This is a genomic window from Paenibacillus sp. N3/727 (genome assembly GCF_022637315.1).
Lineage (GTDB): Bacteria > Bacillota > Bacilli > Paenibacillales > Paenibacillaceae > Paenibacillus_AQ > Paenibacillus_AQ uliginis.
In genome coordinates this window covers 4615003-4628247 of sequence record NZ_CP093336.1, presented here as the reverse complement: position 1 = coordinate 4628247, position 13245 = coordinate 4615003, and the positions used below count along the sequence as shown (strand labels likewise).

General features: G+C 49.1%; 15 protein-coding genes and 1 tRNA gene. 10 read left to right on the top strand and 6 right to left on the bottom strand.

Annotated features, from left to right (window positions below):
* Positions 1-24 precede the first annotated feature (24 nt).
* Together MNQ98_RS21530 and MNQ98_RS21525 are read left to right on the top strand one after the other, a co-directional pair.
* A complete protein-coding gene (locus tag MNQ98_RS21530; RefSeq protein WP_241930076.1) occupies positions 25-1614 on the top strand; it encodes an MFS transporter in 1590 nt (529 codons plus the stop codon).
* Entirely contained in the window at positions 1607-1807 is a 201-nt protein-coding gene (locus tag MNQ98_RS21525; protein WP_241930075.1) for a hypothetical protein, read from the top strand. The genes MNQ98_RS21530 and MNQ98_RS21525 overlap by 8 nt, the downstream gene beginning before the upstream one ends.
* Positions 1808-2336: 529 nt before the next feature.
* On the opposite strand, the gene MNQ98_RS21520 is transcribed toward MNQ98_RS21525, so the two are convergent.
* On the bottom strand, positions 2337-3380 hold the full coding sequence (locus tag MNQ98_RS21520) for a YkvI family membrane protein (RefSeq protein ID WP_241930074.1): 1044 nt from the start codon (positions 3378-3380) through the stop codon (positions 2337-2339).
* A 171-nt stretch (positions 3381-3551) separates the two neighbouring features.
* Here MNQ98_RS21520 and MNQ98_RS21515 point away from each other — a divergent pair, with 171 nt between their 5' ends.
* From MNQ98_RS21515 to MNQ98_RS21500, 4 genes are all read left to right on the top strand, one after another.
* Entirely contained in the window at positions 3552-4124 is a 573-nt protein-coding gene (locus MNQ98_RS21515; RefSeq protein ID WP_241930073.1) for a xanthine phosphoribosyltransferase, read from the top strand.
* Positions 4125-4246: 122 nt separating this feature from the next.
* A complete protein-coding gene (locus MNQ98_RS21510) occupies positions 4247-4576 on the top strand; it encodes a hypothetical protein (protein ID WP_241930072.1) in 330 nt (109 codons plus the stop codon).
* A 186-nt stretch (positions 4577-4762) separates the two neighbouring features.
* Positions 4763-4984, top strand: a complete 222-nt coding sequence (locus tag MNQ98_RS21505; RefSeq protein WP_241930071.1) for a hypothetical protein — start codon at positions 4763-4765, stop codon at positions 4982-4984.
* Between the two features lie 62 nt (positions 4985-5046).
* On the top strand, positions 5047-5376 hold the full coding sequence (locus MNQ98_RS21500; protein WP_241930070.1) for a carboxymuconolactone decarboxylase family protein: 330 nt from the start codon (positions 5047-5049) through the stop codon (positions 5374-5376).
* A 137-nt stretch (positions 5377-5513) separates the two neighbouring features.
* Here the strand turns inward: MNQ98_RS21500 and MNQ98_RS21495 are convergent, their stop codons facing one another.
* The gene (locus MNQ98_RS21495; protein WP_241930069.1) at positions 5514-5918 is read right to left on the bottom strand and encodes a YhjD family protein; all 405 of its coding nucleotides are present in this window, start codon (positions 5916-5918) and stop codon (positions 5514-5516) included.
* Positions 5919-6092: 174 nt separating this feature from the next.
* On the opposite strand from MNQ98_RS21495, the gene MNQ98_RS21490 reads away from it, so the two are divergent.
* Positions 6093-6176 (top strand) — tRNA-Leu (locus MNQ98_RS21490).
* Positions 6177-6296: 120 nt separating this feature from the next.
* The gene (locus MNQ98_RS21485; protein ID WP_241930068.1) at positions 6297-7244 is read left to right on the top strand and encodes a divergent polysaccharide deacetylase family protein; all 948 of its coding nucleotides are present in this window, start codon (positions 6297-6299) and stop codon (positions 7242-7244) included.
* 116 nt (positions 7245-7360) lie between these two features.
* On the opposite strand, the gene MNQ98_RS21480 is transcribed toward MNQ98_RS21485, so the two are convergent.
* Entirely contained in the window at positions 7361-8164 is an 804-nt protein-coding gene (locus MNQ98_RS21480; RefSeq protein ID WP_481856782.1) for an N-acetylmuramoyl-L-alanine amidase, read from the bottom strand.
* Between the two features lie 154 nt (positions 8165-8318).
* On the opposite strand from MNQ98_RS21480, the gene MNQ98_RS21475 reads away from it, so the two are divergent.
* Positions 8319-8516, top strand: a complete 198-nt coding sequence (locus MNQ98_RS21475; RefSeq protein WP_241930066.1) for a YqzE family protein — start codon at positions 8319-8321, stop codon at positions 8514-8516.
* Between the two features lie 299 nt (positions 8517-8815).
* Here the strand turns inward: MNQ98_RS21475 and MNQ98_RS21470 are convergent, their stop codons facing one another.
* On the bottom strand, positions 8816-9622 hold the full coding sequence (locus MNQ98_RS21470) for a hypothetical protein (RefSeq protein WP_241930065.1): 807 nt from the start codon (positions 9620-9622) through the stop codon (positions 8816-8818).
* Between the two features lie 85 nt (positions 9623-9707).
* On the opposite strand from MNQ98_RS21470, the gene MNQ98_RS21465 reads away from it, so the two are divergent.
* Positions 9708-10007 carry a hypothetical protein gene (locus tag MNQ98_RS21465; protein ID WP_241930064.1) on the top strand — a complete coding sequence of 100 codons (300 nt, stop codon included), beginning with the start codon at positions 9708-9710 and terminating at the stop codon, positions 10005-10007.
* Positions 10008-10119: 112 nt separating this feature from the next.
* Here the strand turns inward: MNQ98_RS21465 and MNQ98_RS21460 are convergent, their stop codons facing one another.
* Both MNQ98_RS21460 and MNQ98_RS21455 read right to left on the bottom strand, forming a co-directional pair.
* Positions 10120-11079, bottom strand: a complete 960-nt coding sequence (locus MNQ98_RS21460) for a YqhG family protein (protein ID WP_241930063.1) — start codon at positions 11077-11079, stop codon at positions 10120-10122.
* A gap of 1 nt (position 11080) precedes the next feature.
* Entirely contained in the window at positions 11081-12907 is a 1827-nt protein-coding gene (locus tag MNQ98_RS21455; RefSeq protein WP_481856656.1) for a DEAD/DEAH box helicase, read from the bottom strand.
* Positions 12908-13245: the final 338 nt, after the last annotated feature.

Genomic DNA, 13245 nt, shown 5'->3' with positions numbered 1-13245 from the left:
ATCTACCCCCGGCAAGGAGGCGACATGACTTCTCATAACGATATTGATTTTTCTCATTCCAGTGCGGCGGTCGAGGCTATAGCCTCACCGCCCGCCAAGGCCGGAGCTCGTGAATGGCTGGGGCTCGCACTACTGGCCCTGCCGACCGTGCTGCTCGGGCTCGACCTTACGCTTATGCACCTAGCTCTTCCGGCGCTGGCAGCCGACCTGCAGCCGACCAGTACGCAAGCACTGTGGATCATGGATGCCTATGGCTTCATGATCGCAGGCTTCCTTATCACTATGGGAACGCTCGGTGACCGCATCGGCCGTCGCAAGCTGCTGATGATCGGTGCGGCCGCCTTCGCCGCGGCCTCGGTGATCGCGGCTTTTTCGACCAGCGCCGTCATGCTGATCGCCACGCGGGCCGCGCTCGGGGTGGCCGGTGCGACGCTGATGCCCTCGACGCTGGCCCTTATCAGCACGCTGTTCGCCGATCCGGGCGAGCGAGCCGTAGGGTTCGGTATATGGGCGACGATGTTCGGGATCGGCTATGCGCTGGGACCAGTCGTGGGCGGTGTACTACTGGAGCATTTCTGGTGGGGCGCGGCCTTCCTCATCGCCGTACCAACCGTCGGCCTGCTGCTTCTGCTCGCACCCTTCCTGCTGCCGGAATATCGCGCGCCAAACAGAGGGCGGCTGGACCTATTGAGCGTCGCTCTTTCGCTGGCCGTCATGCTGCCGGTGATCTACGGCATCAAGCAGATCGCTAAATACGGCTTCGCTCTCGATGCAATCGGTGCGATTGTAGTAGCGCTGATCTTCGGCATTTTGTTCGTGCAGCGGCAGCGCCGGCTTGCCGATCCTTTGCTCGACATGACGCTCTTTGCTAACCGGACCTTCTCCGTGGCCCTGATCGTGCTGCTGTTCGGGCTGGTGGCGGTTGGCGGCACCATGCTGCTCGTCGCGCAATACTTGCAACTGGTGGCTGGATACTCCCCCTCCGTCGCCGGTCTATGGATGGGACTGGCGGCGCTTGCCATGATCGCAGGCGGCGTGGCAGCACCACTCATTGCTCGGTATGTCCGGCCAGGTTTCGTGGTTGCCGGCTCGCTCGGCCTGTCGGTTGTGGGCTATCTGATGCTCACCCAACTGGGCAACGATGCTTCCGGTGTGGCTATAGTCGTTGCCGGCCTCGCGCTGGCCTATCTCGGGAACGGCACTATTGCCGCACTCGGCACCGACCTCGTGGTCGGATCGGCACCGCCGGAGAAGGCTGGATCGGCCTCGGCCATGACCGAAACGGTTCAGGATCTCGGTGTATCGCTCGGTATCGCCGTGCTAGGGAGCCTGGCCACCGCGGTCTATCGACAGACGCTGCTCGATCGTATACCCGACGATCTGACGGATGAAGCACGCAAGGCGGTCAGCGATAGCTTGTGGGGAGCGTCTTCAGTAGCTACGGAACTTCCGGATGGCCTGATCGAAGAGGCACAGGCTGCCTTCACGGCGGGCTTCAATGGGGCAGCAATCTTCAGTGCCGTCAGCGTCGCGATCTTGGCAATTATTACAATTGTAGCGTTGAGGCACGTCGGAAGCTCCGGCAATACCATTGAGGACGCAACAGATGATTAGCCGACCGAGGGAGACCGGGAGATCATCCCTGGAGAATCATGTGCGGGAAGGGCTCAAAGCTATAGAAGGTTATACGTTGTTGGTCGGACGTATGATTGAGCCTGAGAGTGTTTATGTCGGGGTTCCGACGTTCTTGCTCCCGGAACTTGCCAAAAGTAAGCCCGGAGGTCAGTTGGCCCTCACTTCCCCATAAACTGCATAAGAAAGCAGCAATATAGCCAAATCATAAAATAGCGGTGCAGATGTTATTTCTGCACCGCTATTTCTTATTTTTTAATCATTTTAATTCAAACGTAGCCAACGCTAAAGTAAAGTTACCGCTTTGGGGACAGCCTCTGGTTTTGTGCTCTATGCTGTAATTAGCATTTGGAGTGTAAGTTGTGATTGCTTCCGCTGGTTGGGGTGCTAGTAAACAACGGGTGGTCTACCATTTTACAGTTTCATTGACAACCGTACGAGATGATTTGTTGGATGTTTTCGTAGTAGCCTTGCACGAAGTAGCGGAGAGGACGAATCGATTCCGGAAAAGCGGAGCGGTAAAAGCTTTCCAAAGGAAAGCTCGCATCGAAAGCATACGCTCCTTTGTCCCCGAATTTCTTCCGCCAAGGAAAATATAAAGAGAAATTCGGGGGCAAGAGCGATTGTAGGAACGATTCGTACACGTAGCGCCGTATAACAGCCAAAAGGGCAGTTCATGGAATTACTTATTTTGAAAATTCGTCTTACCTCCGAGAAGGTGAAATGCTGAATGTGGATAAACGAACCACCCAGAAGAGGCAGACCAACCCGAACAGAGGATAGAGCACAGACAAGAGAGAGCTGAATCCGAATTGGCTGAAGAAATAACAGATCAGCATAATGCCTATAGTGATGGTCTGTGGAGAAAGTGAAGTTCTTTGCTGCAGCTGCAGCGTTATTCCGTAGACATCGGCCACAAACGTACTGAATATTTCCAGGAAAATGAGAATGATATAGACGGTCTGTACAAACCAGCCTAACTGGCTAGCGATATTCCCCATTGGAATTTCAAACTGGGTAATACCGGGCATTTGAGCCGACATCGCGAAATGGGCAGACATAATCATAAATCCTACCCCCGCTCCACCGATGACTCCCCCCCATCTTACAGCCCTGGCACTGCCTGTTTGACTTCCAAGAGGTACAAGAACCGGCATAGCCATCACCAGGTTGAAGGCCGTGTATAGCAGAGGAGCAAGCCAGGCTGAAGGCAGGCTGTGCTCTGTGGTCAGCGTAAGAAACCGAGTGGCACCAGGTGTATTCATGGTTTGGGAAATGATCAACACGGACAAGATCAGCATCATGGGGACGACAAGGCTGTTCATAATCATAATGGATTGGATCCCTTTGCGAAGGATAAAAAAGGTTCCGACCATGGTCAGAATCAATCCTGTCTGGTAATGAAGATTGAGGTTTTCCATAAAGACGGTGCCAGCGCCGGCCAGCATAATGGAGTTTACCCCCATCAAGATAACGAGCATGATCAGACTGATGGACCCGCCTAATCGTTCACCGAATAAATGCTTGTTTAAATCCTCGTAGGACTTAGCGCCGATCTTTCTAGAGAGGGTCATCATTTTGGTTCCCAGCCAAATAAAAAGCACCGTTGCGAGTAATATGGTGATGGTTGCCCAATGTCCATATTGGGTAAAAAACTGTAATATCTCACGTCCTGTAGCAAAACCTGCGCCAACGATCGTACCGATATATGTAAAAGCTATCTGGAAGACGCGTATCCGATTTTTCACGTAGCAGCCTCCTTGTCGGGTGTGGTTGCGCTTCATACTGCATAGTACAAGGTATGCCTGGACAGCTCCGGACATGACTGCCACTTGTCCTTAGACCGTAACTATAAGACTTGCCGGACTAGTTCGGATATGGTACTTTTACGACAAAGGATTGTCGTGGGAGGTCATAGAATGGATTGGTTGAAACAGCGGATTATGGAGGAAGCCGTGGTTGTATCGGATCAGGTTGTTAAGCTCGATGCTATCCTGACACATCAGGTAGATCCTGCATTAATAATGGAGATGGGCAAGGAATTTGCGGCCCGTTTTAAGGACAAGGGTGTGACGAGGGTTGTCACACTCGAATCTTCCGGTATTTCTGTCGCCTTTGCGGTGGCGCATGAGCTTGGGGTCCCGATGGTGTTTGCCCGGCGAAAAAAAACACTGCTGGCCGATCCGGATGCATTGTGTGAGCGTGTGCCTTCCTTCACGAAAGGGATCGTTACGGATATCATGATGTCCCGCCAATATATCGGAGAGTTCGATAAAGTGCTGTTTATTGATGATATCATTGCAAACGGAGATGCAGCCCGGGGGTTGATCAAAATTATCGAACGTGCGGGTGCCGAGTTGGTAGGTCTCGGTGTTGTTATTGAGAAGAGCTTCCAGGCAGGAGCAAGAACGCTTCGAGAACAGGGTGTTGAGGTCGAACCGCTTGTCCGCATCACTTCGCTTGAAGACGGGAAGATCAATTTTGGGGACTAGCTGTTCAAGAGTTGGCATATTCTCTATTTCATTGAACCGAACCTAAAATCTTAACAACTTCTTTTCGGACCCACTTTTTTGTCATATAATAAAAGGGTAGGAAAGAGAGAGGAGGCAACACAATGGGGAAAGAACCGGTAACCGAGCCGTTTTTGATTGAGAAGTTGAATGGTGCAAAGGTACATTTTGAACGTGCTTTGGATTGTAAACATACGGAGTTTGATGATCTTTATCCCTATATGATTGAACATCCTCAGTTTTTCTGGTATAAGCGTTATGTTGCTTGGTCTGAATTGCTTACAATCGCTGGTCTGTGTGAGGAGCTCTCCTACGAATGGAGAGAACGGTTTACATCACAGCAAGTGGAGTATGTTGAGAAACGGGTGATGTCGTCGACGGTGCTTGATTTCTGGTTTGAAAAAAACGATAGCATCGAGCCGGCACAGCGTTAGTGAACTTACAGGAAGCATCTCAGCCGGGATGTTAAACCATATCACACTCAAGAGACCTAAATGATTCCATTTAGGTCTCTTTTTGAAATATGATATATTTCCCGCAGACACCGATTCTTGTCGTATATATCGACAACAGGATCATTATATGGGTATTATACTGCCGAATAGAAGGAGATAAGGACTATGATAAGTGACGAACAGTTGGATGCACTGCGATTATCGGGTGAGAGAGTCCGGGTTGTACGGGACGATCTAGAAAGCAATGATGTTGTAGGCATCGTGGTTGCATGGGATTCGCAACATGTGCTTATCCGCCGCCGAAACCGCCGTGTGGTGAAGCTGGACCGCAACTATAGCTATCAACTTTTTGGAGAACCGAGGACAAGCCCACGCTTAGAAGCATAGATCCTCATCAATAGGGACACCTTAATCAGGAAATCAGATGAACCAGTGAGGTGTTTTGCGAGATGGATTTATCCAATGATAAAATCAGCACGTACAAAAATGAGATCCTTCATCTCAAAGAAGCCATGCCGAAAGTGGCTGAGTCTTATCATCATTTTACAGGGGTCTGTTTCCAAGACGGCGAGCTTGACGAAATGACGAAACAACTCATTGCGCTCGGTATCGGGTTGTTCGCAAACAACGAATTATGCACGTTCTATCATATGGAAGAAGCGCGCTCAAAGGGCGCTACCGACACGCAGATTATGGAAGCTGTGGCTGTTGCGTCAGCAGCAGGCGCAGGACATGCATTGGCTCAGGGATTAATGCGTGTGCAGCCCAACCTTCAGTAGACTTTAGATTTCTGCTGATGAGTGAATGAACCGTCTCGCTTGACTGGCTGAGTGCTGGAAAGGAGACGGTTTTTTACGTGGTGACGAGAAGGAGCAGGCCGGGAAATAGAGTGAATTGATTTGACTTTGCAATGGTCTTAATGACCAGCTGCTGCGACTTGGGGAGGTCTGGTGTTCGAAGGAGATAGGCCAAGATAAACGCGCATTCGGGACATCATTTCTTCACGGAAGGACGGCCACAAGATTTCCATGCTTCCGACATAACCGCGACAGGCGTAACGTGCTTCGATTCCATTGTGACCTCGGTGTATATCAAATACTTTGATAGTCCTGGAGGCAAATTCCTGTTTAACCTCCCTTAGCAGAATTGCAGCACGCTTTGCACCATTTTCCACCACTTCAACGTACAACTGAGGCGTTTTGAATACGCCGCTTTCCTGAATAATCCGGCAATCTCTTTCGAAAACTTTGTGTATGAACATAAGGAGCAGGTAGCTTTTGATCAAGGATCTTTCTTCTGGTGTAATTCCTGTGATTGCCATTGATGCTCACCGCCTTTATATAGAAAATCGTTAATAAATACGAACTTACGTTCTTATTTTAACCCGTTTTCGATTGTTTAATCAAGATCTAAAAAAATGTTGACTCCAGTTAGTTAGCATGGTATGATATATCTTGTCGCCGCGATGATATCTCATCGAAGTGGCAAGATATATGCGGTCGTGGCGGAATTGGCAGACGCGCACGGTTCAGGTCCGTGTGGGCTAACCCCCGTGGAGGTTCGAGTCCTCTCGACCGCATCCTTAAGAAGACGTTTCCTTGCGGAGACGTCTTTTTTGTGCGTGTTGTTTCTTCTTACATAATTGCTGCTTCTTTCTCAAACACTATAGAACAGGTTTCTACAGTGAAAGGAGAATTTCATGCGTAACATGGGGTCGAAGTATGTAGCGGCAGTATGGTCCGCCTTGTTGACAGTTTTACTAGTGGGAGCTCTGTCCGTAGAGGTGGCTGAGGCTGCTTCGCATGATGTACAGAGTCTGGGTCATGAGGTTTGGTGGCTTGATACTTCAGCAGGTGATATGAAGTCTGACACGAGAAGTAGCTTGAAGAAGGATTCGGTCCGGTCCGAAACAGCAAAACAAGAGAAAGAGTCTACGCCGGGTAACAAGCTAGCCGTTATTATTGATGATTTTGGTAACGGGCAAAAAGGTACCGATGAAATATTGAACCTGCCGATAAAAATTACGGTTGCTGTAATGCCTTTTCTGCCGACAAGCAAAAGTGATGCGGAACGGGCACATAAGCTTGGCCATGATGTAATTATCCATATGCCGATGGAACCGAAGCAGGGGAGAGCTAACTGGCTCGGGCCCGGTGCCATAACGAGCAAGATGACGGACGAAGAGATTCGAAAGCAGTTGGAAAAAGCCATTGATCATGTTCCGTTTGCTGTTGGTATGAATAATCATATGGGTTCCAAAATTACAGGAGACGAGCGGATTATGTCCATCGTGCTCGATGTTTGCAAGGAACGGGGGCTGTTCTTTATAGATAGCAAGACCAATTACCATTCTGTCACCAGTAAGCTCGCTGCCGAGAAAGGAATGCCGAATATAAATAATGAGATTTTCCTGGATGATGTGCATACAGTCAAACACGTTACCAAACAGCTTAAGGCAGCTGCAGAGCAGGCGGTACAGAATAAGTCATGCATTACGATTGGACATGTGGGAACCTTCGGCGATCGGACAGCTGCCGCATTGAAGGGTTCGATCCCCGAGCTTCAAAGACAGGTGCAGTTCGTTGGTATTCAAGAACTTGTACAGGACAGATCCAATTGGAGGCCTGACCCGGTGCTTTCCTACTAAAAAAGGCGTTTCCCTCTGTATGATGAGTGGAAACGCTTTTTTAGGTGATATTAACGCATAAATAAAAATGAGCTAGTTGAAATAAACAAAAAAATGAAAAACGGCCCGGCCCTTGATTAAAGGGCCGTTAGATAATTGGCGATACCATCTACAATCGCTTCGGCAATTCCCATCTGGCCGTTTCGGCTGCACAGCTTTTCCCGGTCATGGGAATTACTGATAAAGCCGGTCTCCACAATGACGGCGGGAACTTCGATCCGGTTTAGCAAATAAAAGGGCTTGCCAACTGAAGTATGGTGATTGCTCTTATACAGAATGTTTAACTCGCGTTGTATGGATTCTGCCAGAATGGAGCTTCGTCCCTCTGCTTGATGGAGAACGATACCGCCCGTTTTGGATTTGTTTTTGCCCCAATTCACGTGGATGCTTACAACCATTTTTGTAGGAATCTCACTGCTCAGCTGTTTACGCTGGGCCAAATCCTTCATGTGGCGGGATCGGCTGGCATGCCAGCGGTTATCATCACTAAGGGCATAATCTGTATCCCGGTTTAATACCGCATGATATCCTTCACTGCGCAATAACATAAACAACCGACGTGAGATCTGCAGATTGATGTCTTTTTCCAAAATATCGCCATAGGATGTGCCCCCGTCAATTCCACCGTGTCCGACATCAATTAGAATGACATCATGAGGAAAAGGGTGATGCTGTTGCGTTCCTCTGTTCCCCGATTCCTGATGCAGGTAGTCTTCGAACTGGAGTGCAGAATTATGCTGCTGTGTGCTTCCATCCTTCGAACCGGTCGGGGATAGAGTCAAGGCAACAATATGGTTGTCCGCGTATACCTGAAGGGAAGGAAGGCAGAGAGCGAGAGATAAAGCCACTAGTACAGCCAGTGATATTCGATTGGTCATGATGCGCCCTCTTTCGTTATAGTGTGGGTTCTCAAGTCATAAACCTTTGGATATATTTTGTGCAAAAAACGGGAAAACATGCTGAGGGTCTAGATTGTTGGGATTCGGTGCATCCTGATAAGGAATACAATAAGATTGGCGTTTGAGGAGGGTTAATATGGCAAATAGTAATGACCTCATTAAATATATAACGGAACGTGTAGTGACATATATCGATACACCGAAGGAAGTGAGGAAGGGAAGGCGAGTAAAGGAACCTTGGATTGTTCGCTGGTTCGGTATGATCCCGTTCTCCGTCTCGTTATGGAAGGATGATCTGGTGTCCAAAAAGAGCAAAAAACGCAGGGCCAAGTAAATCAGCGAAATCGCTGCGTACCATCAAAGGAGCTGGAAGTCGTAAGAGTGGGGATGTCCCAAAAGGTCAATTGACCTAGGGCATCCCCATTGTCTGTTGTGAGCTGAAATCATTCCTACGCGGTGGTGAACACAAGGCAAGGCTGCAAGAAAAGGTGAGCGAGTTGCTTCAAGCAATGAAACAAGAAGAACAGCGAGAAGCCGCCCAAAGAGGAATCCTCGGGCGGCCTGGGACAGCTCCGTGTCGGATGATGTTTAATAAGTTCTTGGTGACCTATATGGAGATGAAGGATGGAGCTGTTACTCTGATGTATTCGATTCCTCGCGGAACTTGCCAGGACCGATCAGATTATCAGCGGGTACAAAACGGATCAAGTCGGTATTCCGCTGCGGTACGGTTACATAAATCGCTTCGGATTCAAGCTTGTCATTGTGAGACCAGCGCTGCCATCCCGTAAGATTGAATGGGGCGCCGAAGGCTTCGTTCTGCTTGTCCGCTGTAAAAACGAGAGATTTTTGGCTTCCTGCTGGGAGCAGATGTATCAGATCATTTCCATTCTTAATGGGCAGTGTCGGTTTGCTAAGCCACATCAGGTTTTGGTAAGGGTCCTGTTCCCCTTGGGTGGTTATGACGGAGGCGGCTGTCCAAGCACCAGAAGAATTCAGGGCCATAGCTTTAACGTTTTTCTTCCCTGACGTAAACGGAGTCTTTGCGTTTGGTGGGGAAGGGACAATATCGTATGTCACAGCATGAACATAGACCGGTGTCTTCCCTTTGAGCGTTACTTTCCAGTAGGGAGAAATAGAACTGTACAACGCCTCCACCCGGCTTCCCTGAGGGAGGGAGCTAAGCGGAACTTTACCGTTTTGCGGTTTTCCCTTTAAGATGCCTGCGGCTGCGAGTGTATTTTCCAATGGAGCGAGACTATATGGCAGGTCGGATCCGATACCGTACTCACTTAGGATATAACCTCCGAGATCGTCTGAAGTAATGATCAAGTAACCAAGAGGCTTAGCCCCATCTTCAATGGTTACAAGCCAGCTGTGTGTACCCGGTCCAAGCGGTGTATAATCCAGGCTGGCATCCTGCCAGCTTTTGAAAGGCAAATGGTCTGCCAGGTCGCCAATCGTTTGTTCCGCGAATGTCTCAAGCCGGCTTGGAACCGTGGTCTCAGATGCGGAAGCCGTTTGCTTGAGGGATATTTCGGATGATCCGGACTGTGATACGGAAGCTGTTGATGTAGATGATGTTGAACTAGGCGACGTTGTACCTGATGGCGCTGTGCTGGGTAACACTGTTGTGGATGATGTAGTATTGGATGACGTAGTGCCGGCTGGCTCTGAAGCTGCAAATGCTGTATTTGATGGAAAACAAGAAAGCGCAGTTGTTGCAAGCAGAATGGCTGACAAAGTGGCACGAATTATTTTAATACTTAATGTGGATGAAAAGTCTATCATAGGCAACCGCCTTTCCAAGAAACAACAAATATGAAACTTGTAAGTTAGATTTATTTTAATGGACAAGCCCTGAAAAGGCTGTTACAAGATGTCGCGGTCAGGGCTTGAATAACGGGTCTTTTTTTGCCTTGTTTTGTTGATGCGGGTCAAGAGGTCCCGTTACTAGACGAACATAGGTGGAACAGCCCGCAAGTTATGGCGGACAAACTCACTTTAGGCGAATACTGCCATTCCATTTCAGAACGGCGGCTTTGATACTGCTCTTGAATTGCCATCTTTTTCTCTTCGTCGGGTTCATTCAGCAAGTCCTCGTAATAACTGTCCACGATAGCCAGTTCCTCTTGAAGCCGGATTTGAGCTTGTTCCGCCCAGGTGTAATCCAACTTGCCAAGTTTGCTGATTAGATAGTCCTCCAGCATTGCGGCGGCTTGGGGCAGTGTTAAGGCAGCAGGCCTTACATGGACATTCTCAGGAAGACGGGGAGTCATGTTACGGGCTTCCAGCTGTGCAGGAAAGTTATCCATAATCGTCTTACGGGAAAGGGAAATGCCGAGAAAATGAAGCTCTTCCCGTTTCAAGTCGCAGCTGAACTCAACCTTAAAACAGATACCGAGCCACTGCTCGTATGGAGCAGAGCGTGTTTTAGGACGCTGTTCTTCACCGGGCTGCTCGAACAGGTATACACATTTACCTTCCTCACGGGAGGCGTCCCAAATTTGAGCGAGTCTGCGGCTGCCATAGATAATATCTTCCCGCTGAATCCGTCCAGGGCCGATGACCGGGAGAACCGGAGCGCTGCCATAATAGCGGGAGAGGAGGGGATCTTGTCCTCCCCCTGGCTGTGAAACCTGTATGGATTCAGCTTGTTTGGCTAAACGCTCGTCATATTTGGGTGGGTCAAACACAAAGCTGAACGACAGTGTCTCGGCCGGTGCTCCGGTTCGCTCCACGAAGCCCCAATAATAAGGGCGGTTGGTTAGCATTTTGTCCGCTTGGGGAGACAGTTTGACAGTAACGTGCTCGGGTGATTTTTCAATGACGGTGCATTCGGTGGCTTCCAGATAGGCCATGAAATGTTGCTGCACCTCCTGCGGCGTCATGGTCATATTAGGCTTCTTCCTCTCTTAAGGTTTCTGCGGATGATTCTTGTTCCAGATCCCGCTTAATGTGATGAAGCGAGTCGCCAAGGGAACTGACCCGGTTTCGGATTTCGTCATCGTTGCCGGATTCAAGCATGATTTTGTACAGACTCTTTTCAATGGATTCTTTCTTCTCGAACCGTTCCAGAATAACGTCAAGACCGCCAATGACCATCTCGAACATATTGATCTTCTCGTGAAGGAGGTTCAGAATATGTTCCTCGATCGTGCCGGCAGTAGATAAATTAAAGATCCGCACATCGTTGGTCTGGCCGAGACGGTGAACCCGTCCGATCCGCTGCTCGACCCGCATGGGGTTCCAAGGCAGATCGAAGTTGATCATATGGTGACAGAACTGCAGGTTGATGCCTTCTCCTCCAGCCTCGGTCGCAATCATCACTTGTGCTTTTCCGCGGAACAGGTCCATCATCCAGTCCTTCTTGCCACGGTTCATTCCACCACGGTATGGAACGGACACGAGACCGTGATCCCGGAAATAGTTGAGCAGATATTCCTGAGTAGCCCGATATTCGGTAAAGACGATCACTTTCTCGTTCATTTGCTTGATCAGCTCAATGGCTTTTTCCGCTTTGGTGTTGGCCTTGATCGCTTTGATCAGGTGGACAAGCTCCCATACTTTATCGCGCAGTGGGGAGTCCTCGGGCATTTTCTTGGATAAGTTGACGAGTGTGACAAAGACCGCATCCCGGCTGCTGCATACTTCACGCTGAAGGGTGACCAGTGAGAGCATACTGCTTAAATTTCCCCCGGATGCCTGATACTGATCTTTGACGAAAGATGTGACCCCGTCGTATAATGACTGTTCTTCGGGTGAAAGTTCGAGACCGACATTGCGTACGGTCCGTTTGGTGAATTTTACTGGACCTTCACCTCTACGATTGCGAATCATGACCTTGGACAGCTCGTCCTTAAGCTGGTCCTGGTTCTTCGGCATGCGTTTGTCTACAACGAAATTGGCCGAGAAATCGCCTTGTCGTCCCAACTGTCCCGGTTTCAGCAACGTGATGAGATTGAACAGCTCGCTGAGATCGTTCTGTACGGGAGTTGCGGTAAGAAGAAGGCAGTATTTTTTTCGCAGCTTCTGTATGAATTGATAGTTGGATGTTTTCTTGTTCTTCAGTTTGTGCGCTTCATCGATGATGAGCATGTCATACTCTTCATTTAATAGGATTTCCTGATGCGGATCGCGCTTGGCCGTATCCATGGATGCAACAACGATATCGTTGCCCCAGGAGTAGGCTTTTTTTTGCGCGATTGCCGAAATGCCGAATTTGGAATTGAGTTCACGAACCCACTGCAACACAAGTGAAGCGGGAACTAGAATCAGCACTTTGGAGACTAGCCCGCGTACGATATATTCTTTTAAAATAAGACCGGCTTCAATCGTTTTTCCCAGGCCAACCTCATCGGCTAAAATCGCTCTGCCGGACATTTCGAACAGCACGCGCCGCGCCGTATCCGTCTGATGCGGAAGCGGGGAAAGGCTGCCGATATGCTTCAGGCACTGCAGCTCTTCGAAGCTTGTAACAAGACGGGATTGCTCTCCTTGTACAGCCAGCCGCGACAGGGTCCAATCTCCCCATGGCCCGCCTTTGTCGAGACGGTTCTCTAAATCTTCAAGCCAGGAGCGGTCCACATGGAGTGGGACAGGGAGACGCGGATCATTTAAAGAACCCGGGCTGCCGGGTGGTTGGTAGTTCACAAAATCTCCTCCTAGATGTCGATTCCAGACGAACGGTGTATGTGTAGTATGGACGAAAAAAGAAGACTTCATAACCTTCCGAATATTTACCTTGTCCCAAAATACCCGGGAGGTCGCACGGATGCTACATTTGGCGATTTTTCAAGTTCTTTTCATAGACAGGTGGCCGAAAAAAGGAGAGAGAATAAGAAAAAGGAAGGCTGGATGCTCCAGAAAGGTGTACAAGCCTTAAATTTCACATCTTAGGCATAGTTTTTACCATATGTAGTGTAGTATAATGAATCTCGCCCACAATATGTGGTGTGAAACCTTATGTTTTCTCGTTTAACCGGTATACATATAGGGTTAAGTAGTAATAGACCGGACTTATAGCGGCTTAAACGCAGATTTATAGAATTTATAGTTTATAT